At 70.6% G+C, this 25,184-nt stretch carries 21 protein-coding genes; 6 read left to right on the top strand and 15 right to left on the bottom strand.

All coding sequences use genetic code 11. The annotated features are described in order from the left end of the window. The first annotated feature begins 862 nt into the window (after window positions 1-862). From ACZ4Z5_RS00005 to ACZ4Z5_RS00015, 3 genes are all read left to right on the top strand, one after another. Window positions 863-1,468: a YceI family protein gene (locus ACZ4Z5_RS00005; RefSeq protein WP_468254018.1), complete on the top strand. Its 606-nt coding sequence runs from the start codon at window positions 863-865 to the stop codon at window positions 1,466-1,468. 192 nt (window positions 1,469-1,660) lie between these two features. After that, window positions 1,661-3,304, top strand: a complete 1,644-nt coding sequence (locus tag ACZ4Z5_RS00010) for a hypothetical protein (RefSeq protein ID WP_468254025.1) — start codon at window positions 1,661-1,663, stop codon at window positions 3,302-3,304. 120 nt (window positions 3,305-3,424) lie between these two features. Further along, entirely contained in the window at window positions 3,425-3,928 is a 504-nt protein-coding gene (locus ACZ4Z5_RS00015) for a DinB family protein (RefSeq protein WP_468254030.1), read from the top strand. Window positions 3,929-4,371: 443 nt separating this feature from the next. On the opposite strand, the gene ACZ4Z5_RS00020 is transcribed toward ACZ4Z5_RS00015, so the two are convergent. From ACZ4Z5_RS00020 to ACZ4Z5_RS00050, 7 genes are all read right to left on the bottom strand, one after another. After that, on the bottom strand, window positions 4,372-5,166 hold the full coding sequence (locus ACZ4Z5_RS00020) for a VOC family protein (RefSeq protein WP_468254038.1): 795 nt from the start codon (window positions 5,164-5,166) through the stop codon (window positions 4,372-4,374). A 41-nt stretch (window positions 5,167-5,207) separates the two neighbouring features. Continuing rightward, window positions 5,208-6,545 carry a hypothetical protein gene (locus ACZ4Z5_RS00025; protein ID WP_468254043.1) on the bottom strand — a complete coding sequence of 446 codons (1,338 nt, stop codon included), beginning with the start codon at window positions 6,543-6,545 and terminating at the stop codon, window positions 5,208-5,210. A 120-nt stretch (window positions 6,546-6,665) separates the two neighbouring features. Next, window positions 6,666-8,267 (bottom strand): citramalate synthase, encoded by a 1,602-nt coding sequence (gene cimA / locus ACZ4Z5_RS00030; RefSeq protein ID WP_468254048.1) that lies wholly within the window; start codon window positions 8,265-8,267, stop codon window positions 6,666-6,668. 451 nt (window positions 8,268-8,718) lie between these two features. After that, complete coding sequence (locus ACZ4Z5_RS00035; protein ID WP_468254051.1) at window positions 8,719-10,062, bottom strand: MFS transporter; 1,344 nt, start codon at window positions 10,060-10,062, stop codon at window positions 8,719-8,721. A gap of 225 nt (window positions 10,063-10,287) precedes the next feature. Further along, entirely contained in the window at window positions 10,288-11,376 is a 1,089-nt protein-coding gene (locus ACZ4Z5_RS00040; RefSeq protein WP_468254053.1) for a branched-chain amino acid aminotransferase, read from the bottom strand. A gap of 360 nt (window positions 11,377-11,736) precedes the next feature. Further along, a complete protein-coding gene (locus tag ACZ4Z5_RS00045; protein WP_468254057.1) occupies window positions 11,737-12,777 on the bottom strand; it encodes a 3-isopropylmalate dehydrogenase in 1,041 nt (346 codons plus the stop codon). Window positions 12,778-12,877: 100 nt separating this feature from the next. After that, complete coding sequence (locus ACZ4Z5_RS00050; protein ID WP_468254060.1) at window positions 12,878-13,009, bottom strand: hypothetical protein; 132 nt, start codon at window positions 13,007-13,009, stop codon at window positions 12,878-12,880. Window positions 13,010-13,292: 283 nt separating this feature from the next. Between ACZ4Z5_RS00050 and ACZ4Z5_RS00055 the strand changes: the two genes are divergently transcribed. Both ACZ4Z5_RS00055 and ACZ4Z5_RS00060 read left to right on the top strand, forming a co-directional pair. Then, window positions 13,293-13,634 (top strand): PadR family transcriptional regulator, encoded by a 342-nt coding sequence (locus ACZ4Z5_RS00055; RefSeq protein WP_468254065.1) that lies wholly within the window; start codon window positions 13,293-13,295, stop codon window positions 13,632-13,634. Continuing rightward, window positions 13,631-14,365 (top strand): hypothetical protein, encoded by a 735-nt coding sequence (locus ACZ4Z5_RS00060; RefSeq protein WP_468254070.1) that lies wholly within the window; start codon window positions 13,631-13,633, stop codon window positions 14,363-14,365. The genes ACZ4Z5_RS00055 and ACZ4Z5_RS00060 overlap by 4 nt, the downstream gene beginning before the upstream one ends. A 56-nt stretch (window positions 14,366-14,421) precedes the next feature. Here the strand turns inward: ACZ4Z5_RS00060 and ACZ4Z5_RS00065 are convergent, their stop codons facing one another. The 3 genes from ACZ4Z5_RS00065 to ACZ4Z5_RS00075 all read right to left on the bottom strand — a co-directional run bounded on the left by ACZ4Z5_RS00065 (window position 14,422) and on the right by ACZ4Z5_RS00075 (window position 17,360). Further along, window positions 14,422-14,655: a hypothetical protein gene (locus ACZ4Z5_RS00065; RefSeq protein ID WP_468254074.1), complete on the bottom strand. Its 234-nt coding sequence runs from the start codon at window positions 14,653-14,655 to the stop codon at window positions 14,422-14,424. Between the two features lie 115 nt (window positions 14,656-14,770). After that, a complete protein-coding gene (gene pruA / locus ACZ4Z5_RS00070; protein ID WP_468254079.1) occupies window positions 14,771-16,402 on the bottom strand; it encodes an L-glutamate gamma-semialdehyde dehydrogenase in 1,632 nt (543 codons plus the stop codon). Window positions 16,403-16,433: 31 nt separating this feature from the next. Continuing rightward, window positions 16,434-17,360, bottom strand: coding sequence for a proline dehydrogenase family protein (locus tag ACZ4Z5_RS00075; RefSeq protein WP_468254087.1), 927 nt, complete (start codon window positions 17,358-17,360; stop codon window positions 16,434-16,436). A gap of 179 nt (window positions 17,361-17,539) precedes the next feature. On the opposite strand from ACZ4Z5_RS00075, the gene ACZ4Z5_RS00080 reads away from it, so the two are divergent. After that, complete coding sequence (locus ACZ4Z5_RS00080) at window positions 17,540-18,790, top strand: PucR family transcriptional regulator (RefSeq protein WP_468254097.1); 1,251 nt, start codon at window positions 17,540-17,542, stop codon at window positions 18,788-18,790. A 208-nt stretch (window positions 18,791-18,998) separates the two neighbouring features. Here ACZ4Z5_RS00080 and ACZ4Z5_RS00085 read toward each other — a convergent pair whose 3' ends face one another. From ACZ4Z5_RS00085 to ACZ4Z5_RS00105, 5 genes are all read right to left on the bottom strand, one after another. Next, window positions 18,999-19,631, bottom strand: coding sequence for a TetR/AcrR family transcriptional regulator (locus tag ACZ4Z5_RS00085; protein ID WP_468254102.1), 633 nt, complete (start codon window positions 19,629-19,631; stop codon window positions 18,999-19,001). A gap of 88 nt (window positions 19,632-19,719) precedes the next feature. Then, a complete protein-coding gene (gene serA, locus ACZ4Z5_RS00090) occupies window positions 19,720-21,312 on the bottom strand; it encodes a phosphoglycerate dehydrogenase (protein WP_468254106.1) in 1,593 nt (530 codons plus the stop codon). Between the two features lie 254 nt (window positions 21,313-21,566). Further along, on the bottom strand, window positions 21,567-22,568 hold the full coding sequence (gene ilvC / locus ACZ4Z5_RS00095) for a ketol-acid reductoisomerase (protein WP_468254110.1): 1,002 nt from the start codon (window positions 22,566-22,568) through the stop codon (window positions 21,567-21,569). 84 nt (window positions 22,569-22,652) lie between these two features. Beyond that, the gene (ilvN, locus tag ACZ4Z5_RS00100; RefSeq protein WP_031010337.1) at window positions 22,653-23,177 is read right to left on the bottom strand and encodes an acetolactate synthase small subunit; all 525 of its coding nucleotides are present in this window, start codon (window positions 23,175-23,177) and stop codon (window positions 22,653-22,655) included. A 26-nt stretch (window positions 23,178-23,203) separates the two neighbouring features. Further along, a complete protein-coding gene (locus tag ACZ4Z5_RS00105) occupies window positions 23,204-25,090 on the bottom strand; it encodes an acetolactate synthase large subunit (RefSeq protein WP_468254116.1) in 1,887 nt (628 codons plus the stop codon). Window positions 25,091-25,184: the final 94 nt, after the last annotated feature.

Genomic DNA, 25,184 nt, shown 5'->3' on the forward strand with positions numbered 1-25,184 from the left:
GCTCGCGCGCGGTCAGCTTGCCCTTGGCGTGCTGGGCCTCGGTCGCACGGTCACTGGGGCCCCGCACGGCCTGCTCGCGCAGCGCGTGCAGCTCGGCAACCCGTCCGCGCGCATCCTTGGCCTCGCTCGGCGTCTCGTCCACAACGGTCATGTACTGACCCTACGAAGCGCGGGAAGCCAAACCCGCCGTTGACTCCGTACAGTCTCCCGCCCGGTTTCCTGGCGGGGACGGACAGAACCGCTCCGAATTCCGCGTGAGTGCACAGCTCCCCACCCCTCGTGGTTATAGAGGTTCCACAAAAATGGCTGGAAGCGGGGCCGGAGCCGCCACCGACGGTCGGCGGCATGAACATCGCATGACGATCCCGCCGGACCCGGGTTGCCCGGTGGCGGTCCGCCACCTTGCGGGGGGTCCGCGCCCCGGCGGGTTGCCCCGCCAGGACGGGCCGGTGAACAGGGCGGGCGGCGAGTGCCGCAGCATCACGGACGGTCCCACCGTACCGGCCCTCTCCCCGTCCGGGAGAACCGCGGGCGGCCGGGCAAAGCGCCGGCGGGCCCCGATCCCGGACCCAGGGCCATTGGCGGGGATCACCAGCAGGGTCACGACGTACATCAGAGCCGTGGCCACGGCCATCCCCTGCCCGGAATATCACCGAATGGACGTACCGGGCGTTCACCCGGTCGGCCCCCTCCGAGGAGTTCGCCGGCATGAGCCGCCACACCCCGGGACGACCCGGACCGGCGCACGCGATCGGCATCCGCCCCCGACCCCAATGGTTGAACTTTGAACAGAACGGGGTTACGGTAATTCTCGTTGAAGGTTAAACAACCTTGAACCGACCCCCACGACCGAGGAGTAGCCATGGGTCTCTTCAACCGCAAGAACGACACCGCCACCGCCGTCGCGACGCTGCCCGTCGACCCGGCCCTCGCCGCACTGACCGGCACCTACACCATCGACCCGGCCCACAGCAGCATCGGCTTCACCGTGCGCCACGCCATGGTGACCAATGTCCGCGGCGCATTCGGCGACCACGAGGGCACCCTGACCCTCGACGGCTCCGACCCGGCCAGGTCCAGCGCGGTGATCGACGTCAAAATCGACAGCATCGACACCGGTATCGCCGACCGCGACGCCCACCTGCGCAGCGCGGACTTCTTCGACGCCGGGCAGTTCCCGCGGATGTCGTTCCGGTCCACCCGCGCCGAGGTACTCGGCGGCGACAAGTACCGGATCACGGGCGACCTCACCATCAAGGACGTCACCCGCCCGCTCGCCATCGACCTGGAGTTCAACGGCACCGCCACCGACCCGTACGGCAACGAGCGCGTCGGCTTCGAGGGCAGCGCCGAGATCCTGCGGTCCGAGTGGGGTCTCACCTGGAACGCCGCGCTCGAGACCGGCGGCGTCGTGGTCAGCGACAAGGTCAAGCTGAACTTCGACATCTCCGCGATCAAGTCCGCCTGAACCGGTCCCGGCCGGTGACCGCGACACGGGACCGTCCCCGGCGGCACACGGCACGCCGGGGGCGGTCGCCTTGTCCGCCCCTCACACAACTCCCCCTCCGGGCCACCGGTTTCGGGAGGCGCGACACGCCTCGCACAACCACGGGAAGCGTCGAATGCCTGCTAGAAACTGGGATTTGCCTTTGCTGTATGAATGGACCGATTCACCCGGATCGGGCCGCGACGGCCCCGGCATCCGGTGGAGGGCGAACGCGTGACCTACCTCGACGAGATCGACGACGTACAGGCCGACCGGCCTGCGGTGACGACGCCGACGGACGGCCCGCCCGAAGCCGGACCCCCGGCCGCGGGCCACCGGCCGACACCGGGAGCGGTCGCGCTCGCCCTTGCGTGGTCGGCCGTACTGCTCCTGGCGACGGTCCTGCTGCTGCTGATCGTCCGGCTGCCGTGGAACGGCGATCTGGGCATCCACGCCGCCACCATCGAGCGCCTGCGCACGGATCTGTTCCACCCCGGCAGTCCGCAGGTCGACGCCGGCACGGACAGTCCCTACTACTCGCCGTGGACACTGGTGCTGGGCGTGCTCGCCAAGGTGACCGGGTTCGACACGTTCACGGTGTTGCGCTTCGCCGCACTGACCGGTCTCGTCCTTCTGCTCAGCGGCATCTGGCACTTCACCCGGACGCTCACCGCCCGGCGGGCCGCGCCGCCGCTCGCCGTCCTCAGCCTGATCCTGCTGTGGGGTCCGCCACCGCTGGCCTGGAGCGGCTTCCTGGAGCTGCGGTCGCTCGCGCTGACCATCTCCTACCCGAGCACCTTCGTCTTCGCGCTCTCCTTCCACTTCTGGGCACTGCTCGCCAAGGCACTGCGCGGCGCCGCCTCCTGGCGTGCCTTCCTCGGCCTGGGGCTGATGTGGGCCGTGATCCTCCTGAGCCACCAGTACACCGGGGTGGTCGCCACGTTGGGGGCGCTGGCCCTGGTGATCGGCTCGCAGCCGCGGGCCAGCCGGGAGACCCTGCTGCGCCTGGGTGCGGGGGCGGGTCTGGCCGTGGTGCTGCTCGTCCTGTGGCCGTACTACTCGTTCTTCTCGCTGTTCGCCTTCGAAGGCCTGGAGGACATCCACCGCCCGCTCTACGAGCACATGCCCTCCCGGTTCGCCCTCGCACTGGCCGGGGTCCTCGCCCTGGCCTTCCGGTGGCGGCGCAACCACCGGGACCCGCTCGTGCTGTTCTTCGTCATGGGCACGCTGACGGTCGTGGCCGGCGCCTACACCGCCCACTGGTCGTACGGCAGGACCCTGCCCGCCGTCCTCGTCCCGGCGCAGCTGGCCCTCGCGATCTCACTGGCGAAGGGCACCGGCCGGCTGTTCCGGAACGTCTTCGTGACAGTGGCCACCGCCGCCCTGATGATCGGCGCCTGGGCGCAGGCCGGCGCGCTCGGCTTCGTGATCGTCGGGGACGCGCTGCCGCAGGCTGTACGGAAGGAGACCTGGCCCTCCTGGGAGGGCTATCCGTGGATCATGAAGTCGGTGAAGCACGGTGACACCGTGCTGACGACCTACCGTGCCAGCCTGATGGTCCCCGCGTACGGCCCGTACGTCGTGGCCCCCGGTTTCGAGGACGTCTTCCTGCCGGACCAGCAGGAGCGACGGGACGCCGTGCAGCGCTTCTTCGCGTCCGGCACGTCCCGCGAGGACCGACTGGCCGTCCTGCACCGCTACCGCGTCAAGTGGCTGCTGCGGTGGGACTTCGAGGGCGGGCTGCCTCCGAACGACCCGGCCCTGCGGAGGGTGGGTCTCACGCCCACCGGCCAGACGCTCTACAAGGTCGTCGGCTGAACCCACGGACGGCGGCGGTGAACGGTGGCGGTAGGCGGCGCGGGGGCCATCGCCGCCGCCAACACCGCTGTCCCGCCAATTCGTTCGACAGCAGCTGGTCGATCCAACATCATGCATCGGATGACACGCACCGACATGCCGTCCACCTGGGACGAACGCGCCACGCTCACGGCCTTCCTCGAATACGCCCGCGACACCGCCCGCGCCAAATGCGAGGACATCTCGCCCGAGGACGCCGTCAAGGCCCCGCTGCCTGGCTCCCCTCTGATGACCCTGTGCGGTCTGATCAGCCATCTGCGCTGGGTGGAGCACTGGTGGTTCGACGTGGTCTTCCTGGGCGCCGAGGACCAGGGCCCCTGGACGGCGGAGGACCCGGACCGCGAGATGCGCATCGCGGTCGACATCCCCCTCGCGCAGCTCCTCGAGGACTACGAGACCCAGAGCGCCCGCTTCCGTGAGCTGATCGCCACGACGGACCTCGACGCCCCGGCCGAGCGCCCCGTCCGCGACGGCACCCGGGTCACGCTGCGGTGGATCATCCTGCACCTGATCGAGGAAACCGCCCGCCACAACGGCCACTTGGACATACTCCGGGAACTCGCCGACGGAACGGTCGGCGCCTAGTCAGCCGCCGGGGCGATCCGGTCTCCGGCGGGGGCGGCCAGGACTGGGCTAGGACTGGGCGAGCACTGCACGTGCGGATACCGGCGGCGGGTCGGCACCCGCCCGCCCTGCGGCACGGTCCGGGCCGGCCGTCCGGGCCGTGCCGGCCGGCGACCCGCTCGCGGCCCGCAGCCGGGTCGGGGATGTGGAGCCGGCCGACGTCCACAGACCCTCCCGCACGCCGACGACGCATCAGGCCCGCTGCGTTTCCTGCCCGTGCCCGGCCTGCCTCGGCTGCCCGTGGGGTGGGCGGTGCGCCGCCGGGGCGTCTTCGCCCGCTCGCCCGTACCTTCGCGGACACGGTGGCGCTCGGCAGCACTCGCCGGCTCGGGAGGCCGACACATCCCCGCCGCACCCGGCTGAGCGGGCCGCGGCCTCGCCGCCGCCTCACGGGCCCGGGCAGCTCAGGTCTGCATGGGGTTCGGCTTGAGGACCGCGAACGGTGCGCCGAAGGGGTCGGCGAACCAGCCGAGGCGACCGACGTCGGCGAGGTCCATCGGCGGGATGCGGACCGTGCCGCCGGCCTGCTCCACGCGGGTCGCGATCGCGTCGACGTCGTCGACGGCGAAGTACAGCTCCCAGTGCGGGCTGTCCCCCTCCATGAGGTCCGCCGCGCCCCCGAACTCCGACTCGCCCTGCTCGCCCTCGGCGGTCGACAGCACGCGGTAGATCATGCCGGAGGTCTCCCGGGCGTCCCAGCGCCAGCCGAAGAGCGCGCGGTAGAAGCCGAGCGTCGTCTCCGGGTCGGCGGTGTGCAGCTCCGCCCAGAGCAGGGTGTCGGCCTCCCCGGTGACCCCCAGGCCGGTGATGCTGCCGGGCTGCCAGACGGCGAACTGGGCGCCCGAGGGGTCGGTGAACTGGCCGAGCCGGCCCGCGTCCATCGCGTCGAACGGCGGGAGCCGGACCGTACCGCCGTTCTGCTCCACGGCCTGGGCGGTGGCGTCCGCGTCGGGGCTCTGGAAGTAGACCATCCACGCGGAGTGCGCGCCCTGCTCGGTGAGCTTTCCGAGGGCGGCGACCGTCCTGCCGCCCTTCTGGAAGAAGCCGTAGTCGCTCTCCTCGACGTCCTCGCCCTCGGGGCCCAGCGGCCGGAAGACCCAGTCGAACACCCGCCCGTAGAAACCGGCGGCCGCCTGGGGGTCGGGGCTGCCGAGGTCGATCCAGTTGGGGCTGCCGGTCACAAAACTCGTGGTGGTCATGGGCCGGGGCTCCTTCGCCTCTCGGGTCGGCTCACGTGACCTTAGAAGCCTCCCCCACCGTCGAAGCCGCCGCCACCGAAGCCACCGCCGAAGTCACCCCCGCCGAAGCCGGAGGAGTCGAAGTCGGCGCCGGAGTAGTCACCGCCGTCGAAGCCCGAGGAGAAGTCGGCGCCGCCGTATTCGGCCGCGTAGGCGGGGGTGGAGAGCATGCTGCCGAGCAGCGTGCCCGCCAGCAGACCCGGCAGGATCCCGCCGCCGAAGTATCCGCCGGCCCATGGGCCGTACGCGGGACCCGCCTCCCAGTACGGGCGGCGGCCGCGGTCGGTGTCGACCGTGCGGGACATGGGGTCCTGCCCGTCCTGGATGCGCGTCGCGTCGGCCGCGCAGACCGGGACGTCACGGGGGTATCCGCCGGACGGGGCCCAGGTGATGTCCCCGGTGGACGGGCCGTGGCGCGGATCGAAGAAGCAGGGGGCGCGGCGCTCCGGCAGCGGCCGGTGCTCACGGCGGGCGGCGAGCACCGCCAGCGAGAACCGGCCCCCCTCCAGGGCCTCCGTCACCCCGCGCACGTCCGAGGGGTGCCGGGCCGCGGCCATCCGCGACTTGGCCGTCTCGTAGGAGTCGAGGGCCCGCTCGTAGTCGGCGCGCATCGCGTCGTCGGCGCCGGGCTCGGCCGGGTGGAACTCGAGCCGGTCCAGTTCCTCGCCGTACGAGGTGATGTCCTCGTCCACGACGACCCGCAGCCTGTCGAGGGCGGCGCGCTCCTCCTCGGCACGGCGCCGGCGGTTGCGGCGCCCCACTGCGTACGCCGCGGCACCACCCGCGGCGGCCAGGGCGCCGAGGGTGACCAGGGCGGTGACGCCGCCGGAACCGGTGCCGGTGTCCGCACCGTCGCTCCAGGAGGCGGGCGCGGTGCCCCGGGCCTGCGGGATCGCCTGGTCGACGAAGGCGTTCAGCTGGGTGGCGGCGTCGGTGGCGGTGCCGGGGGCCTTCACGGCCTCGACGAGGTTGTCGACGGCCCGGACGGACATCACTCTGCGGTCCGCACCCGCGTCGAAGCCGTCGCCGAGCCGGACGGCGTACACGCCGGCGATGCCGGTGTCGGTCCGCAGGTTCCGCAGCAGCCCTTCGGGCGGGAACTCGGCGGTGCTGGGGAGTACGGCCACGAAGACCGGTTTGTCAGCCTTCTCGATCTTCTCGGCCAGGGCATCGGCCTGGGCGTCCGACAGCTGGCCGGACGCCCGCGGGTCGACGTAGACAGGGCCCTTCTGGAGGGCGGCGGCCGCCTCGGACACCCCCGTGGCGGCACCCGCCGGCGCCGCCACCGCCACCAGGGCGAGCAGCAGGCCGAACAGGAAGAACAGGAGCCTCGACCTCATAACTCGAAACTACCCGAAACGCGCTGAATAGGAACAAGTGTCCTGTTGGTATCCATTCGACACCTTTTGGGATCCATTCGATCCCACTTGAGGTTCGCTCCCCCGTGCCCTCCGTGCGGTCTATTCCGCGGGCTCCACACCGGCGCGCAGCAGCCCGTAGGTGTAGGCGTCCTCCAGGGCCTGCCAGGATGCGGCGATCACATTGGGGGCCACCCCCACGGTGGACCACTCGCCCGTGCCGTCGCTCGTGGTGATCAGCACCCGGGTGATCGATTCCGAGCCGTGGCTCGCCTCGAGGATGCGGACCTTGTAGTCGACCAGCTGCAGCTTGGCGAGCTGCGGGTAGATCTTCTCCAGGGCGACCCGCAGGGCCAGGTCCAGGGCGTTGACGGGGCCGTTGCCCTCCGCGGTGGCGACCATGCGCTCGCCCTTGGCCCAGAGCTTCACGGTGGCCTCGTTCGCGTGGATGCCGTCGGGGCGGTCCTCGGCGATGGCGCGCCACGACTCGATGCGGAAGTAGCGGCGGGCACGGCCCTCCGCCTCGGCGCGCAGCAGCAGTTCGAAGGAGGCGTCGGCGGCCTCGTACGTGTAGCCCTGGAGTTCGCGTTCTTTCACGCGCTCCACGACCCGGCCGACGAGTTCCCGGTCGCCTCCGAGGTCGATGCCGAGTTCCCGGCCCTTGAGCTCGATGGAGGCGCGGCCGGCCATGTCGGAGACCAGCATCCGCATGGTGTTGCCGACCTGCTGGGGGTCGATGTGCTGGTACAGGTCGGGATCGACCTTGATCGCGGAAGCGTGCAGCCCCGCCTTGTGGGCGAAGGCGGAGACTCCCACGTACGGCTGATGGGTGGAGGGCGTGAGGTTGACGACCTCGGCGATGGCGTGGGAGATGCGGGTCATCTCGCGCAGGGATCCCTCGGGCAGGACGGTCCTGCCGTACTTGAGCTCCAGCGCGGCGACGACCGGGAAGAGGTTGGCGTTCCCGACCCGCTCGCCGTAGCCGTTCGCGGTGCACTGGACGTGCGTGGCGCCCGCGTCGACGGCGGCGAGGGTGTTGGCGACCGCGCAGCCGGTGTCGTCCTGGGCGTGGATCCCGAGCCGGGCCCCGGTGTCGGCCAGCACGGTGGACACGACCGCGCCGATCTGGGCGGGGAGCATGCCGCCGTTGGTGTCGCACAGGACCACGACGTCGGCTCCGGCCTCGGCCGCGGCCCGGACGACCGCCTTGGCGTACGCCGGGTTGGCACGGTACCCGTCGAAGAAGTGCTCGCAGTCGACGAAGACCCGGCGGCCCTGGGACACGAGGTACGAGACGGTGTCCCGGACCATCTCCAGGTTCTCGTCGAGGGTGGTGCGCAGCGCCTTCTCGACATGGGCGTCATGGGACTTCGCGACCAGGGTGATCACGGGGGCGCCGGAGTCGAGGAGCGCCTTGACCTGGAGGTCGGTGGCGGCCGTGCCGCCCGCCCGCCGGGTGGCCCCGAAGGCGACCAGCCGGGCGTTCCGGAAGGTGATCTCCTTCTGCGCGCGGGCGAAGAACTCGGTGTCCCTGGGGTTGGCACCGGGCCAGCCGCCCTCGACGAAGCCGACGCCGAAGTCGTCCAGGTGCCGGGCGATGGTCAGCTTGTCCGCCACGGTGAGGTTGATGCCCTCACGCTGGGCGCCGTCGCGCAGCGTGGTGTCGAAGACGTGGAAACTGTCGTCGGGGCCTGTGGTGGTCATGGCTCTGGTGACTCCTGTCGGATGAGTGGTCCGGAATTCCGGGCTCCACTTGCCCCCATCATCGCGCGCGGGCCGCCCCCGGCGGTGGGTGCTGCCGGGAAACGAAAAAACCTCTCGCGGGTGCGAGAGGTCTGCGCGCGGGTCTGGGGCACGGTGGCCGCCGCCGCGGAGGGTACTGCCACGGGTCAGCGGTCACTGCGGACCGGCGCGCTGCTGCCGATAATCATGGCGAATGCGAGCACGTTCGCAGTGTGCCATATGTCCACGAAGGCCGGTGGCCGGTCTCACGATGCGGTCGTCTCCCTTTTCGGCCTCCTGTCCGCCTCCCGTCCGCCCCCTGCCTGTCGGCGTGCCCGACGGCTGCCCCGTACGGGAGGACCCTGCGGGGACACGGCGGGGGCCCTGTGGGGACACCGGCTGGGACACGGCGGGGACACCTGCGGGGCGGGCCTCAGCTCGGGCGGCGGTCGAGGGCGGGAGCCAGGGCCTCGGGACCGGCTGGGGGCGTCGACGCCGGGGACGCGGAGACACGGGTGAGGTCGATGTCCCGGGTCTCCCGCATCGTGACGTAGACGACGAGGGAGACCGCCGCGCAGCCCGCGACGTACCAGTAGTAGCCGGATTCGAGGCCCGTGTCCTTGAACCACAGGGCCACGTACTCGGCGGTGCCGCCGAAGAGGGCGTTGGCGATGGCGTACGGGAGCGCGACGCCCAGGGCGCGGACCCCGGTCGGGAAGAGCTCGGCCTTCACGCAGGCGTTGATCGAGGTGTAGCCGGTGACGACGACGAGGGCCAGCAGGGCGAGGCCGAGCGCGGGCCAGAAGGATCCGGCGTGCCGGAGCATCGTCATGATCGGGACGGTCAGCAGGGTGGAACCGACCGCGAAGGTGATCAGCAGCGGCCGCCGCCCGACGCGGTCGGAGAGCCGCCCGGCCAGCGGCTGGAGGCACGCGAAGACGATGAGCGCGCAGAAGGAGACCAGCGTCGCGGTCTGCTTCGGCAGGCCCGCCGAGTTCGAGAGGTACTTGGTGAGGTAGGTCGTGTACGTGTAGTACGCGACCGTGCCGCCCATGGTGAGCGCGATGACGAGGAATGCCTCGCGCCGGTGCGCCCACAGAGCCTTGAGCGTGCCCTTGTCCTCGGGCGCGGTGCCGTCGGCTGACTCCTCGTAGACCTCGGTCTCCAGCATGTTGCGGCGCAGGTAGAAGACGACGGCCGCGCCGAGTGCACCGATGACGAAGGGGATGCGCCAGCCCCAGCTGTGCAGGGCCTCGTCCGACATGGTGCGCTGGAGCACGATCTGCAGGCCCAGCCCCACGATCTGACCGGCCGTCATGGACACGTACTGGAAGCTCGACGCGAATCCGCGGTGCCGCGGGTCCGACGCCTCGGTGAGATAGGTCGCGCTGGCCGCGTACTCACCGCCCACCGAGAGCCCCTGGAGCAGACGGGCGATCAGCAGCACCGCGGCGCCGCCGTATCCTGCGACCGCGTACGTCGGGGCGACGGCGATGAGCACGGCCGACGCCGACATCAGGGTCACGGTCAGGGTGAGCGCCGCCTTGCGGCCCTTGCGGTCACCGACCCTGCCGAGCAGCCAGCCGCCCACGGGCCGCATGAAGAAGCCGACGGCGAAGATGCCGGCGGTGTTCATGAGCTTGGCGGTGTCATTGCCCTCGGGGAAGAACGCCCCCGCGAAGTACGTGGCGAAGCTCGCGTAGACGAACCAGTCAAACCATTCCACCATGTTCCCGGCGGAACCCACCCAGATCTTCTTCCAGTGCTGTCGTCCCATGGACCGCAACCGTGCCGGAGATCACAGAAGCCGGACAAGGGTGCATCCGGCAACGATCCTGACTACTTGCGTGCGTTGTGTTCCCCGGGGTGTTCGCCGGGCGTTCCCCGAGCCGTGCCTCGTGGACGAACTCGGCGATGTGTGACCCGCGCAGAGAGCGGCCCGGACGGCGGAGGGCCGCACCGGCGTGACGCCGGTGCGGCCCTCCGCGTACGCGCGCGGGTGTCAGCCGAGCGGGTGCATCCAGCCGTGGACGTCCTCCGCGACACCCGTCTGGATGTCGAGCAGCGCCTTGCGGAGCTGCAGCGTGACCTCACCGGGCTCGCCGTCGCCCTGGGTCCATTCGCCGCCGGCGTGCTTGACCGTGCCGACCGGGGTGATCACGGCGGCGGTGCCGCAGGCGAACACCTCGGTGAGCGTGCCGTTCTCGGTGTCGCGCCTCCAGTCCTCGGTGGAGATGCGGCCCTCCTCGGACTCGTAGCCGAGGTCGCGGGCGACCTTGAGGAGCGAGTCACGGGTGATGCCGGCGAGGAGCGAACCGGTCAGTTCGGGCGTGACGATACGGTCCCCGTACACGAAGTACAGGTTCATGCCGCCCATTTCCTCGACCCACTGGTGCTCCAGCGCGTCCAGCCAGACCACCTGGTCGCAGCCCTGCTCGGCCGCCTCGGCCTGGGCGAGCAGCGAGGCGGCGTAGTTGCCGCCGGTCTTGGCGAAGCCCATGCCGCCGGGGACGGCCCGGACGTAGTTCTCCGAGAGCCACACGGAGACCGGCTTCACTCCGCCCTGGAAGTACGCGCCGGCGGGCGAGGCGATGACGATGAAGAGGTACTCGTTGGCGGGCTTCACACCGAGGCCGACCTCGGTGGCGAACATGAACGGGCGGAGGTACAGGGACTCCTCGCCGCCGTGCGCCGGGACCCATGCCTTGTCCTGCTGGACCAGCGCGTCGCAGGCCGCGATGAACAGCTCGACGGGCAGCTCGGGCATGGCCAGCCGGCGGGCGGAGGTCTGGAAGCGGCGGGCGTTGGCCTCGGGGCGGAAGGTGGCGACCGAACCGTCGGGGCGACGGTAGGCCTTGAGTCCCTCGAAGATCTCCTGCGCGTAGTGCAGGGTCATGTTCGCCGGGTCGAGTGACAGCGGGCCGTACGGCACCAGCTGGGCGTCGTGCCATCCGCGGCCCTCGGTCCACTTGATGGTCACCATGTGATCGGTGAAGTGGCGGCCGAAACCGGGGCTGGCGAGGATCGCCTCGCGCTCCGCGTCGGAGAGCGGGTGCGCGGTCGGCTTGAGCTCGATCGTGGGCGTCGTCATGGGTACGTGTCCTTCACCGGTTGTGTGTGACGGACCGCGCTCACGTCCGTACAGCCCTGTTCCAGGACGTCCGATCCTTCGCCTCGTACCGCGGCCCGCGTTCGATTATCGCCCGGAGGCGGCCGTGGACGAAACGGGGTGGCCGGGGGGAATGTGTGCGCGGCCGGGGGTTGACGGTCCGGGTTGACGTCCGGATTGACATCCCGGATTGAGTCCGGATTCCGCCGGACGGCGGACTGCCGTCCGGCGGCGTCCCGTTCGGGGACGGTCTTGAACCGGCCCGGAGGCCACCGCACCCGCGGCCACGCATGACGAAGCCGCCGGGTGCTGATGACCCGGCGGCTGTGCGTCGTCGACGGGTCAGCTCGTTACGCGTACCACGAGCGCGTCGCCGATCTCGTCGGTGGTGCGGGGCGTGCCGTCCCGCTCCGCCAGGTCGGCGGAGACGGCCTCCTCGATACGGACGGCCTCGGCTTCGTGGCCGAGGTGCCGCAGCAGGAGGGCGACGGAGAGGATGGTGGCGGTGGGGTCGGCCTTGCCGGTGCCGGCGATGTCCGGCGCCGAGCCGTGGACGGGCTCGAACATCGACGGGAAGGCCCCGGTCGGGTTGATGTTGCCGGAGGCGGCCAGGCCGATGCCGCCGGTCACGGCCGCGGCGAGGTCGGTGAGGATGTCGCCGAAGAGGTTGTCGGTGACGATGACGTCGAAGCGCTCCGGCTGGGTGACGAAGAAGATCGTCGCGGCGTCGACGTGCAGGTAGTCGGTGGTGACGTCCGGGTACTCCGCGGCCACCGCGTCGAAGAGGTTCTTCCACAGGTGGCCGGCGTGGACCAGCACGTTGTTCTTGTGGACGAGCGTCAGCTTCCTGCGGGGCCGGGCATTCGCCCGCTCGAAGGCATTCCGGACGACACGCTCCACGCCGTACGCGGTGTTGACGCTGACCTCGGTCGCGACCTCGGCGGGGGTGCCGGTCCGCAGCGAGCCGCCGTTGCCGGTGTAGGGGCCCTCGGTACCCTCGCGGACGACGACGAAGTCGATGTCCGGACGGCCGGCCAGCGGGGTGGCCGTGTTGGGGAAGAGCTTCGAGGGGCGCAGGTTGACGAAGTGGTCGAAGGCGAACCGCAGCTTGAGCAGCAGTCCGCGCTCCAGCACCCCGGAGGGCACGGACGGGTCGCCGATCGCGCCGAGCAGGATCGCGTCGTGCTGCTTGAGCGCTTCGAGTTCGGCGTCCGGCAGGGTCTCCCCGGTCCGGTGCCACCGCTGGGCACCGAGGTCGTACTCCTTGGTCTCCAGCTTCACATCCTGCGGGAGCACCGCGGCAAGGACCTTGAGCCCCTGGGCCACGACCTCCGGGCCGATTCCGTCACCGGGGATCACTGCGAGATTGATGCTGCGCGACATGTCGGCACCCTACTCCTCGTCCCAGTGCCTGACACGGCTGGTCCGCCATATGGACAAGCCGCGTCCCGGCGGACACCGGGCAGGCAACACCCTGACCCCGTCAGTGGCCGGTCTCTCCGCCGTTGTCCCGGCGGTCGAGGGCCCGCTGCAGGGCGGCGGCGGCGTTCTTGCGGTCGGATTCGATGGTGCGCTGCGTGTGGCGGACACGACGGCGGACGGTCGTCTGGGTCATGGGGATCGACTCCTTCAGAGTGGGGTGCCGGGCGGCGGAAGCGCACGGCCGGTGTGAAGGCGCCGGAGGGGGCGGGGAGCGGTGCCGCAGGGGTGACCTGCCACAGGGCACGGGCTCGCGACCGCCATTCGCTGGTAGGAGCGAGACGTTCGGCTCCTACCAAGCTAGGGGAGCCGCGCGCATCTGTCTCCACGATTACTCGGACTTCCTACTATCTGAGACGGCATACAGCAGCACAGCCACCTAGGTTGCATTCCTACCTAGATGGTGTTGGAATACAGGCATGGCCGCAGACCGCAGATCCAGCTGGCTCAAGGGCGTCCTCGATCTCCTCGTGCTCTCCTGCCTGACCGACGGCGAGAGCTACGGATACGAGATCTCCAAGGCACTGTCCGCAGCCGGACTGGGCGACATCAAGGGCGGGACGCTCTACCCCGTGCTCAACCGGCTGGAGGAAGCCGGGCTCGTCGTCGGGGAGTTCCGGGCCGCCGAGCGCGGACCCGGACGCCGCTACTACACGCTCACCGGTGAGGGCCGCACCGCCCTCGCCGAACAGAGCGCGTCCTGGCTGGAGTTCCACACCGCCGTGCAGACCATGCTGACCACCACAGGGGGACCCTCATGACCGCCACCACGTACTTCGACGAACTGGCCGCGCAGTTGCGCGCCTGCGGAATGACCGAGCGGGAGGTGACGGCCACCGTCGCCGACCTCGGCGGCTACCTCGCCGAGTCCGGCGCGGACGCCCACGAGGAGTTCGGCCCGCCGGAGGACTTCGCCGTCCGCCTCACCCGGGGCTCGGCCGCCGAGGAACCGGAGGCCGGGGCCGAGACCTGGAAGTGGGCCGCCGACATCTACGTCGACCGCAAGCAGCTCGACGCCTTCGGCGAGCAGGGCTGGGAGGTGGAACGCATCGACCGGCTCGGCCGGTTCGTCAGCCGACGCGACCCGGACTCCGCGATGCGCTGGGAGTACCGCCGGGAGACCGCCGAGGCTGCGCGGCGCACCGATGTGGCGGAGAGCCTCGCCCCCGACGGCTGGGAGCCGTGCGGCCACTGGATGTACTTCATGTACTTCAAACGGCCGAAGGCGGCGACCTCCGGACCGGCCGCCGGACTGCGGAGCCTGCCCGAGGCCCCGAAGGGCACGCTGTTCCTGGGCACCACCCACCGCCGGAAGCTGCCCGGGTTCCTCATCGCCACCGTGGTGTCCGGGGTGGCGACCGCCTTCGCCGTGCGCCACGGCGCGAACGTCGGCGCGATCCTCGTCGCCGCCGTGATCGCCGGCACGATCGGCGGGATCTCCGCCTGGTACGCCGTGAAGCGGGACGTGATCAGGGGCGTCGAGGACGCCTGACCGGTGCACGAGGCTTCCGGGCTCTCGCCGGGGCCGCGGGACGCGGCCCGCGGGCGTCAGGCCTGTTCGCCGAGCTGCCGGGCGACCCCGTCCGCCCAGTCGCCGAGTTCCTGCCGGTGGTTCTGCTCGCCCCGGCACAGTGCGGCCACCTGCGCATCCGTGAGCCGCTCCGGCCCGGTCGTGGTCAGCAGCCGCCCCAGCTCACGCAGCACCGACTCCAGCCGCCGGCCGTCCTGATGCTCGATCGCATCGACCCCGTGGCCGGGGCCGAGACTCGTGGAACCAGGCATGTCGTCCCTCCTCACCGGCCCCCTCTCCAGCAGGGTAAGCCCGCCGGACGTGAGCCGCCCCCGGCCGGTAGGGGAACCGGCGGGGGGCGGAGTCACGGACGGGCGGACCCGGGGGTCAGCCCATGTGGGGGTAGCGGTAGTCGGTCGGCGGCACCAGGGTCTCCTTGATCGCGCGGGTCAGCGTCCAGCGCATCAGGTTCTGAGGGGCACCGGCCTTGTCGTTGGTGCCGGAGGCGCGGCCGCCGCCGAAGGGCTGCTGGCCGACGACGGCACCGGTCGACTTGTCGTTGATGTAGAAGTTGCCCGCGGCGTAGCGGAGCTTCTCCATCGTGTGGGCGGCGGCGGCACGGTCGTTCGCGATGACCGCGCCGGTCAGCGCGTAGGCCGAGACCGACTCCATCTGCTCCAGCATCTCGTCGTACTTGTCGTCCTCGTAGACGTGGACGGCGAGGATCGGGCCGAAGTACTCGGTTGTGAAGACCTCGTTCTCCGGGTCGGAGCACTCGATGACCGTCGGGCGGACGAACCAGCCCTCGGAGTCGTCGTACGTGCCGCCGGCGACGACCGTGCAGGTCTCGTCGGCCTTCGCGCGGTCGATCGCGGCCTTGTTCTTGGCGAACGCGCGGTCGTCGATGACGGCGCCGATAAAGTTCGACAGGTCGGTGACGTCACCCATGGTGAGGGCGTCGACCTCGGCCGCGAACTCCTCCTTGAAACCGTCGTTCCAGATGGAGGCCGGGACGTACGCACGCGAGGACGCGGAGCACTTCTGGCCCTGGAACTCGAAGGAGCCGCGGGTCAGCGCGGTCTTCAGGACGGCGCGGTCGGCGCTGGGGTGCGCGACGACGAAGTCCTTGCCGCCGGTCTCGCCGACGATCCGCGGGTAGGAGCGGTACTTCTCGATGTTGGTGCCGACCGTCTTCCACAGGTGCTGGAAGGTCTTGGTCGAGCCGGTGAAGTGGATGCCGGCGAGGTCGGGGTGGTTCAGGGCCACCTCGGAGACGGCGATGCCGTCGCCGGTCACCAGGTTGATGACGCCCTTCGGCAGACCGGCCTCCTCCAGGAGCTCCATCAGGAGCACGGCGGAGTGGGTCTGGGTCGGGGACGGCTTCCAGATCACCACATTGCCCATGAGGGCGGGGGCGGTGGGCAGATTGCCCGCGATGGCCGTGAAGTTGAACGGCGTGATCGCGTAGACGAAGCCCTCCAGCGGGCGGTGGTCCAGACGGTTCCAGACGCCCGGGGAGTTCGCCGGCGGCTGCTCGGCCAGGATCTGGCGGGCGTACGCGACGTTGAAGCGCCAGAAGTCGACGAGCTCGCAGGGGGTGTCGATCTCGGCCTGCTGGGCGGTCTTCGACTGGCCGAGCATGGTGGAGGCGGCCAGGGTCTCACGCCACGGGCCGGCCAGCAGCTCGGCGGCGCGCAGGATGATCGCCGCGCGGTCGTCGAAGGACATCGCGCGCCACGCCGGCGCGGCGGCCAGGGCGGCGTCGACGGCGTCCTGGGCGTCCTGCTGCGTGGCGTTGCGGTAGGTGCCGAGGACGGCCGCGTGGTTGTGCGGCTGGACGACCCGGAAGGCCTCGCCGCCACCCATCCGCTTCACTCCGCCGATGGTCATGGGGAGGTCGATCGGGTTGTCGGCCAGCTCCTTGAGCTTGGCCTCCAGGCGGCCGCGCTCCGGGGAACCGGGAGCGTAGCCGTGCACCGGCTCGTTGACCGGGGCGGGGACCTGAGTCACAGCGTCCATGAGTTCCGTGTCTCCTTTGCGGGGAAGGGGCTCAGCCCTTGGTGATCATCGAGCGGAGGAAGAAGAGCAGGTTGGCCGGCTTCTCGGCGAGGCGGCGCATGAAGTAGCCGTACCAGTCGGTGCCGTAGGCGGTGTAGACGCGCATGCGGTGGCCCTCGGCCGCGAGCCGGACGTGCTCGTCGCTGCGGATGCCGTAGAGCATCTGGAACTCGTACTCGTCCAGTTTGCGCCCTGCGCGCGCGGCCAGTTCCTGCGCGACGGCGACCAGGCGCGGATCGTGGGACCCGATCATCGGGTAGCCCTCGCCCTCCATCAGGATCCTCAGGATGCGGACGTACGCCTTGTCGATCTCGGCCTTGTCCTGGTAGGCGACGGAGGAGGGCTCCTTGTAGGCGCCCTTCACCAGGCGGACGCGGCTGCCGGCCGCCGCGAGACGCCGGGCGTCGGCCTCGGTGCGGAAGAGGTACGCCTGGATCACGCAGCCGGTCTCCGGGAAGTCCTTCCGCAACTCCTCGTGGATGGCGAACATCGAGTCGAGGGTGGTGTGGTCCTCGGCGTCGAGGGTGACGGTGGTGCCGATCGCGGCGGCCGCCTCGACGACCGGGCGGACGTTCGCGAGGGCCAGTTCGTGGCCGCCCTCCAGGGACTGTCCGAACATCGACAGCTTGACCGACATCTCCGCCCGGGTGCCGAGGCCGAGGCCGGCCAGGTGCTCGATCAGCTCCAGGTAGGCGTCGCGCGCGGCAAAGGCCTGCTCGCGGGTGGTGATGTCCTCGCCCACCACGTCCAGGGTCACTTCGAGCCCCCTGGCGGCCGCGTCCTCGACGACGGGGATGACCTGCTCGACCGTCTCGCCGGCGATGAACCGGGCGACGACCTGCTTGGTGCCCGGGGCGGCCGACACCAGACGGCGCATTCTGTCGCTGCGCGACGCGGCGAGGATCACGGGACCCAGCACGGGGCACCTCCACGGAAAGAGCATGTCGGACGGATGCCGCAAGAGGAACGAATCCCTTACAGCACGGAGAACCACCGTGAAACCTAAGGATCGACCCGATCCTCGGCCATCGACAGCTGTCACGCATCCGTGTCCGCGATCTCAGACAAATGTCTGAAGCCGGGTGGGAGAATGTCGCCGTGAAAGGCGACTACCAGGAACTCGTCGACGAGATCTCGGCGCTGCTCGGCGCACCCGCGACGCTGGAGAACCGGGATTTCGGGCTGATCGCCTTCGGGGCCCACGACAGCGACGACGACCTGGCGATGGACCCGGTCCGCACCCGGTCGATCCTGACCCGCACCTCCACGGCGGCGGTACGGGAGTGGTTCGAGGGCTTCGGCATCGCCCGCGCGACGGGGCCGGTCCGCATCCCGGCAGCCCCCGACGCGGGGGTGTTCCGGGGCCGGATCTGTCTGCCGGTGCGCCATCGCGGGATCGTCCTCGGCTATGTGTGGCTGCTGGACACCGGTCCCGGGCCCGGCGACGACCGTCTGTCCGCCGCCATGGAGGTGACGGCACGGATCGGGGCGCTGCTGGCGGTGGAGGAGCAGGCCGGTGCCGACGTGGCCCGCGAGTTCCGGGCGGTGCTCACCGCGGAGAGCGGCTGGCAGCGCGACATGCTCGTGTCCGCGCTGGCCGAGGCGCTCGGACCGGCGGCGGAAGGGCTGCACGCCCTGATCGTGGTGGCCCCCTGGTCCGCGGAGGAGCCGCCGGGCATCCGGAGCGTTCCCGGCGCCACGGCTGTGTGCACCCTCCCCTGGCGCCCGGCGGAGGTGTCCGGCCGGCCCGGACCGCACGGCGACCGGGCGGCGGACCGGTCCGGCACCGCAGGACGCTCCGCGCACGGCGGTACAGGCTCCGGCATCGGGCCGGGCTCCGCCGGCCCTGCCGCCGCGGCACTCGTCCGGCTGCGCTCCGCCGAGGTGCTCACCCCCGCGCGCACCGCAGCCGCCAGGCTGGGTGAGGCCGCCGGGGTTCCCACGGTCACCGGTATCGCGGTGCCGCGCCGCGGGATCGCCGGACTGCCCGAGGCATGGCGGGAGGCGTCCGCCGCGGCACGGGCGGCCGCGGCGGAACCCCGGCTCGGCCCGGTCGCCGAGTGGTCGGCGCTCGGCCCGTACCGGATGCTGACCGCACTGCCCGCAGGCGCCGCACGTGACCGCGCCGTCCAGGCCCTGCTGTCCCCCGTCCACGCCGAACTGGCCCGCACGGCCGAGGTCTTCCTCGACTGCGCGGGCCAGGCGGGCCGTACGGCGGCGGAACTGGGAATTCACCGGCAGACGCTCTATTACCGGCTGTCCCGGGTGGAGCAGCTCACCGGTCTGGACCTCGACGAGGGCCGCGACCGTCTGCTGCTGCACATGGCGCTGAAGGCGGCACGGCTGTGAACGGCCCCGGGCCCTGCTCAGGACCGGGGCCGACGGACTGACCGGGCTGACGGGACCGACCGCAGACCGACTGGACCGACGGACTGACCGCACTGTCGGGACCGACCGGACCGATGGACCGACCGGACCGCGGAGGGATCGAACGACAGCAGGCCGGACGACAACCGGGCCCGACGACGCCAGGACCTGGCAGTGGTCCCTGCGGTGGCTACGCCTTCTCCGGGGCCGCCTCCGGGCCCGTCTGCGGGACCTTTTCCGAGGCCCTCTCGCCCGCCCCGGCCATCACCCGCCGCAGCCCCTCCGTCAGTTCGTCGGCCGTCAGGGCGGTGTCAGGGTCGAGGAGCCACTGCGCCATCAGCCCGTTGAGCAGCACCTGGTAGAAGCCGCCGAGCACCTTCACCGTACGGTCGTCGAGGGTGGACTCGTCCTCGCCGGTGAACATGGCGACGAGGCCCGCGCGGCCCTCGCTCTGTGTCCTGGCGAGCATCTCCCGCAGCTCGGGCACCCGGTCTCCCTGGGTGACGATCTCCATACCGGCCGCCCACAGGGGCGCGAAGTCGGTGAAGGACGCCTGCATCCGGGACCAGATGCCCTCGAACCGCTCCAGCGATCCGCCGGGGCCTTCCGCACCCCCGTGCACGGGGCCGGACTTCGCGCCCCATTCCTCCGTCAGGGCCACGAACGCGGCGGCGAGCAGCGCGTCCTTGGACCCGTAGTGGTAGCCGATGGACGCCAGATTCGTCCCCGACTCCTTGACGATGTCGCGCGCAGTGGTGCGCACGAACCCCTTCTCCCGCAGGCAGCGCTTGGCGCCTTCGAGGAGATCCTCGCGATGTCCCATGAACGCAGCGTACCCAGGCCGTAGACGCCTGTGTAAGACGTATGTCTACGACCCGGGTACGGATGGCCGCGCCCTGACGGGCCGGGGGTCAGCGGTCGAGGTTGACCGAGCGGACCGAGGTGGCACCGATCTCGTCGCCGACCTCGGTCAGCACCGTGGGCGGCACGGTGTCGTCGACGGTGAGGACCGCGAGCGCCTCGCCGCCCTCCTCGTTACGGGCAACCTGCATGCCCGCGATGTTCAGCCCGGCCTCGCCGAGGATCCGGCCCACCGTGCCGACGACGCCCGGACGGTCCTCGTAGCGCAGCACCACCATGTGCTCGGCGAGGGCGAGGTCCACGTCGTAGTCGCCGACCGCGACGATCTTCTGGAGGTGCTTGGGGCCGGCCAGCGTGCCGGACACCGCGACCTCCTCGCCGCCTGCCAGGGTGCCGCGCACGGTGACCATGTTGCGGTGGTCGGGGGACTCGGAGCTGGTGGTGAGCCGGACCTCGACGCCGCGTTCCTGGGCGAACAGCGGGGCGTTCACATAGGACACGGTCTCGTCGACGACGTCCTCGAACACGCCCTTCAGCGCGGAGAGTTCGAGAACCTTCACATCGTGCTGGGTGATCTCGCCGTACACCTCGACGTCCAGCCGAACCGCGACCTCGCCCGCCAGCGCGGTGAAGATCCGACCGAGCTTCTCGGCGAGCGGCAGGCCGGGGCGCACGTCCTCGGCGATGACTCCGCCCTGGACGTTGACCGCGTCCGGGACCAGCTCGCCGGCGAGCGCGAGGCGCACCGACGTGGCGACGGAGATGCCGGCCTTCTCCTGGGCCTCGTCGGTGGAGGCGCCGAGGTGGGGGGTGCACACGACCTGGTCGAACTCGAACAGCGGGGAGTCGGTGCACGGCTCCTTCGCGTACACGTCCAGGCCCGCGCCGGCGACCCGGCCCTCCTTGAGGGCGGCGGCGAGCGCCTCCTCGTCGACGATCCCGCCACGGGCGGCGTTGACGATGCGGACGGTCGGCTTGACCTTGTGGAGGGCCTCGTGACCGATCAGGCCCAGGGTCTCCGGGGTCTTGGGGAGGTGGACGGTGATGAAGTCGGAGACCGCCAGCAGCTCGTCGAGGGAGAGCAGCTTGACGCCCATCTGGGCGGCGCGGGCCGGCTGGACGTACGGGTCGTACGCGACGACCTTCATCCCGAACGCGGACATGCGCTGGGCGACCAGCACACCGATGCGGCCGAGGCCGACGACACCGAGGATCTTCTCGCTGAGCTCGACGCCGGTGTACTTCGAGCGCTTCCACTCGCCGTTCTTCAGCGCCGTGTTCGCCTGGGGGATGTTGCGCGCGGTGGCGAGCAGCAGACCGCAGGCGAGCTCGGCGGCGGTCACGATGTTGGAGGTCGGGGCGTTCACGACCATCACGCCGGCCTTGGTGGCGGCGGAGACGTCGACGTTGTCCAGGCCCACGCCGGCACGGGCGACGACCTTCAGCTTCTTGGCGGCGGCGATCGCCTCGGCGTCGACCTTGGTCGCCGAGCGGATGAGGATCGCGTCGACATCGGCGAGCGCGGGCAGCAGTTCCTCGCGGTCGGCGCCGTTGCAGTGCCGGATGTCGAAGTCCGGACCGAGGGCGTCGACGGTGGCGGGCGAAAGCTCTTCAGCGATGAGTACGACAGGTTTCGAGCTCACGTGAGTCCTCACAAGTTTGCGGACGGCCGTCCCGACGGCCGCAGGCGGTGGAGGGGCTAGCCGCGTGGAAGACGCACGACGCTGTGGGCCTGACGCGTATGTGCTGTGCAGTGTAGTGCGGGCGCGGCACCGGTTTTCCGCCTGCGCGGAAGGATCACCCGTCCGTGGTTCGACAGCGTGGACAACCCCGTGTCCAAGGAGTGGACGGACGACGGACAAGGGGGCCGGAACAACGTTCCGGCCCCCCGCGGCGCCTACGCCTCCTCGTTGTCCACCCAGCTCATGAGCTTGCGCAGCTCCTTGCCGGTGGTCTCCAGCAGGTGGTCGCTGTCGGCCTTCTTGTACTCGTTGTACTTCTTCAGGCCGCCGTGGTACTCGTCCATCCAGTTCTTGGCGAAGGTGCCGTCCTGGATCTCGGCGAGGACCTTCCTCATCTCGGCCTTGGTGGCGTCCGTGATGATCCGCGGGCCGGTGACGTAGTCGCCCCACTCGGCGGTCTCGGAGACCGACCAGCGCATCTTCTCCAGGCCGCCCTCGTACATGAGGTCCACGATCAGCTTCAGCTCGTGGAGGCACTCGAAGTAGGCGATCTCCGGCTGGTAGCCGGCCTCGGTCAGGGTCTCGAAGCCCGCCTTGACCAGTGCGGCGGCGCCACCGCACAGCACGGCCTGCTCACCGAACAGGTCGGTCTCGGTCTCCTCGGTGAACGTGGTCTTGATGACGCCGGCGCGGGTGCCGCCGATGCCCTTCGCGTACGACAGGGCCAGCGCGAAGGCGTTGCCCGTGGCGTCCTGCTCGACGGCGGCGATGCAGGGAACGCCGCGGCCCTCCTCGTACTGGCGGCGGACCAGGTGGCCCGGGCCCTTGGGAGCGACAAGCGCGACGTCCACGCCGGCCGGCGGCTTGATGAAGCCGTAGCGGACGTTGAAGCCGTGGCCGAAGAACAGCGCGTCGCCGTCCTTCAGGTTGTCCTTGATGGACTCCTCGTAGACCTGCGCCTGGATCGGGTCCGGCACCAGGATCATGATGACGTCGGCCTCGGCGGCGGCCTCGGCCGGAGTCACCACGCGCAGGCCCTGCTCCTCGGCCTTGGTCCTGGACTTGGAGCCCTCGTGCAGACCGACGCGGACGTCGACACCGGAGTCGCGCAGCGACAGCGCGTGGGCGTGGCCCTGGCTGCCGTAGCCGATCACCGCGACCTTGCGGCCCTGGATGATGGACAGGTCGGCGTCGTCGTCGTAGAACAGCTCGGCCACTGGATTCTCTCCTTGTGTACTGGGTGATGCGTCCCACCGTACGGCGGGGAGGGGAAAGGACGTTCCGGGGTCTCGCGATGCGGGCTACGCGGAGCGGTCGAGCGCGCGCAGGCTGCGGTCGGTGATGGAGCGGGCGCCACGCCCTATGGCGATGGTGCCGGACTGGACCAGTTCCTTGATGCCGAACTGCTCCAGCATCTTGAGCATGGCGTCGAGCTTGTCACTCGAACCGGTGGCCTCGATCGTCACCGCCTCGGGCGACACGTCGACGGTCTTGGCGCGGAACAGCTTGACGATCTCGACGATCTGCGAGCGGGTCTCGTTGTCGGCGCGGACCTTCACCAGGACCAGCTCGCGCTGGATCGCGGCGCTGGGCTCCAGCTCCACGATCTTGAGGACGTTGACCAGCTTGTTGAGCTGCTTGGTCACCTGCTCCAGCGGAAGGTCCTCGACGTTGACCACGATGGTGATGCGGGAGATGTCGGGGTGCTCGGTGACACCGACCGCGAGCGAGTCGATGTTGAAGCCGCGGCGGGAGAACAGCGCGGCGATCCGGGCGAGGATGCCGGGCGTGTTCTCGACCAGGACGGAGAGCGTGTGCTTGGACATGTATCTCGTACCTCTTCCTACGGCTCTCAGTCGTCTTCGTTGTCGCCGAAGTCGGGACGGACGCCACGGGCGGCCATGACCTCGTCGTTCGAGGTGCCGGCGGCGACCATCGGCCAGACCATGGCGTCCTCGTGGACGATGAAGTCGATCACGACGGGGCGGTCGTCGATGGCGTTGGCCTCGGTGATGACCTTGTCCAGGTCGGCCGGGTCCTCGCAGCGCAGGGCGACGCAGCCCATGGCCTCCGCGAGCTTGACGAAGTCCGGGACCCTGGTGCCCTTGCGGGGCGAGGTGGACGCGCCCAGCTGGGAGCCGGTGGTGTGGTGGCCGGTCTCGTCGGCGTGGAGGACGGTGCTGGAGTACCGCTCGTTGTAGAAGAGCGTCTGCCACTGGCGGACCATGCCCAGCGCACCGTTGTTGATGATCGCGACCTTGATCGGGATGCCGTTCAGCGCGCAGGTGACCAGTTCCTGGTTGGTCATCTGGAAGCAGCCGTCACCGTCGATCGCCCAGACGGTCCGGTCCGGCCTACCGGCCTTGGCGCCCATCGCGGCCGGGACGGCGTAGCCCATGGTCCCGGCACCGCCGGAGTTCAGCCAGGTGGCCGGCTTCTCGTAGTCGATGAAGTGGGCCGCCCACATCTGGTGCTGGCCGACGCCCGCGGCGAAGATCGTGCCCTCCGGGGCGAGCCGGCCGATGCGCTGGATGACCTGCTGCGGGGCGAGGCTGCCGTCCTCGGGGATGTCGTAGCCGAGCGGGTAGGTGTCGCGCCAGCGGTTGAGGTCGTTCCACCATGCGGTGTAGTCGCCCCGGTGGCCCTCGGTGTGCTCGGCCTGGACGGCCTGGACCAGGTCGGCGATGACCTCGCGGGCGTCACCGACGATCGGCACGTCCGCGGCGCGGTTCTTGCCGATCTCGGCCGGGTCGATGTCGGCGTGGACGACCTTGGCGAAGGGGGCGAAGCTGTCGAGCTTGCCGGTGACGCGGTCGTCGAACCGGGCGCCCAGGGCGACGATCAGGTCCGCCTTCTGCAGGGCGGTCACGGCGGTGACCGAGCCGTGCATGCCCGGCATTCCCACGTGCTGCGGGTGGCTGTCGGGGAAGGCGCCGAGTGCCATCAGGGTGGTGGTGACCGGCGCGCCGGTCAGCTCGGCGAGGACCTTCAGCTCGGCCGTGGCGCCGGCCTTGAGGACACCGCCGCCGACGTACAGGACGGGGCGCCGGGACTGGACGATGAGCTTGGCGGCCTCGCGGATCTGCTTGGCGTGCGGCTTGGTCACCGGGCGGTAGCCGGGCAGGTCGGTCTGCGGCGGCCAGCTGAAGGTGGTGCGGGCCTGCAGGGCGTCCTTGGCGATGTCGACGAGGACCGGACCGGGGCGGCCGGTGGAGGCGATGTGGAAGGCCTCGGCGATGGTCCGCGGGATCTCGTCGGCGTTGGTGACCAGGAAGTTGTGCTTGGTGATCGGCATGGTGATGCCGCAGATGTCCGCCTCCTGGAAGGCGTCCGTGCCGATCGCCCTGGAGGCCACCTGGCCGGTGATCGCGACCAGCGGGACGGAGTCCATGTGGGCGTCGGCGATCGGGGTGACCAGGTTGGTGGCGCCCGGGCCGGACGTCGCCATGCAGACGCCGACCTTCCCGGTGGCCTGTGCGTACCCGGTGGCGGCATGGCCCGCGCCCTGCTCGTGGCGGACCAGGATGTGACGCACCTTGGCGGAGTCCATCAGCGGGTCGTAGGCGGGAAGGATCGCACCGCCGGGGATGCCGAACACGGTGTCGGCTCCGACTTCCTCGAGAGAGCGGATGAGGGCCTGCGCACCCGTGACGTGCTCGACGGGGGTCGTGGGCTGTCCGCCGGTACGGGCCCGCGGCTGCGGATGGTGGGCCCCGGAGGCCTGCTCGGTCATCGGCATTCTCTTCTCGAAGCTGAGGGTTTTTGCGTGGATTGTGCGGGATGCGGCGAGTGTCGGTGCAACAAAAAACCCCTCGTGCCGTAAGGCAAGCGAG

It is taken from the genome of Streptomyces sp. NPDC030222 (genome assembly GCF_055573115.1).

Excerpts from the sequence above, each read along its gene's own strand:
- ACZ4Z5_RS00015 (WP_468254030.1), top strand. The coding sequence starts at position 3,425 with ATGACACGCACCGACATGCCGTCCACCTGGGACGAACGCGCCACGCTC.
- ACZ4Z5_RS00035 (WP_468254051.1), bottom strand. The coding sequence starts at position 10,062 with ATGGGACGACAGCACTGGAAGAAGATCTGGGTGGGTTCCGCCGGGAAC.
- ACZ4Z5_RS00010 (WP_468254025.1), top strand. The coding sequence starts at position 1,661 with ATGGACCGATTCACCCGGATCGGGCCGCGACGGCCCCGGCATCCGGTG.
- ACZ4Z5_RS00050 (WP_468254060.1), bottom strand. The coding sequence starts at position 13,009 with ATGACCCAGACGACCGTCCGCCGTCGTGTCCGCCACACGCAGCGCACC.
- cimA (WP_468254048.1), bottom strand. The coding sequence starts at position 8,267 with ATGACCACCACAGGCCCCGACGACAGTTTCCACGTCTTCGACACCACG.
- ACZ4Z5_RS00005 (WP_468254018.1), top strand. The coding sequence starts at position 863 with ATGGGTCTCTTCAACCGCAAGAACGACACCGCCACCGCCGTCGCGACG.
- ACZ4Z5_RS00020 (WP_468254038.1), bottom strand. The coding sequence starts at position 5,166 with ATGACCACCACGAGTTTTGTGACCGGCAGCCCCAACTGGATCGACCTC.
- ACZ4Z5_RS00105 (WP_468254116.1), bottom strand. The coding sequence starts at position 25,090 with ATGCCGATGACCGAGCAGGCCTCCGGGGCCCACCATCCGCAGCCGCGG.
- ACZ4Z5_RS00065 (WP_468254074.1), bottom strand. The coding sequence starts at position 14,655 with ATGCCTGGTTCCACGAGTCTCGGCCCCGGCCACGGGGTCGATGCGATC.
- ACZ4Z5_RS00060 (WP_468254070.1), top strand. The coding sequence starts at position 13,631 with ATGACCGCCACCACGTACTTCGACGAACTGGCCGCGCAGTTGCGCGCC.
- ilvN (WP_031010337.1), bottom strand. The coding sequence starts at position 23,177 with ATGTCCAAGCACACGCTCTCCGTCCTGGTCGAGAACACGCCCGGCATC.
- ACZ4Z5_RS00085 (WP_468254102.1), bottom strand. The coding sequence starts at position 19,631 with ATGGGACATCGCGAGGATCTCCTCGAAGGCGCCAAGCGCTGCCTGCGG.
- pruA (WP_468254079.1), bottom strand. The coding sequence starts at position 16,402 with ATGGACGCTGTGACTCAGGTCCCCGCCCCGGTCAACGAGCCGGTGCAC.
- ACZ4Z5_RS00045 (WP_468254057.1), bottom strand. The coding sequence starts at position 12,777 with ATGTCGCGCAGCATCAATCTCGCAGTGATCCCCGGTGACGGAATCGGC.
- ACZ4Z5_RS00055 (WP_468254065.1), top strand. The coding sequence starts at position 13,293 with ATGGCCGCAGACCGCAGATCCAGCTGGCTCAAGGGCGTCCTCGATCTC.
- ACZ4Z5_RS00025 (WP_468254043.1), bottom strand. The coding sequence starts at position 6,545 with ATGAGGTCGAGGCTCCTGTTCTTCCTGTTCGGCCTGCTGCTCGCCCTG.
- ACZ4Z5_RS00040 (WP_468254053.1), bottom strand. The coding sequence starts at position 11,376 with ATGACGACGCCCACGATCGAGCTCAAGCCGACCGCGCACCCGCTCTCC.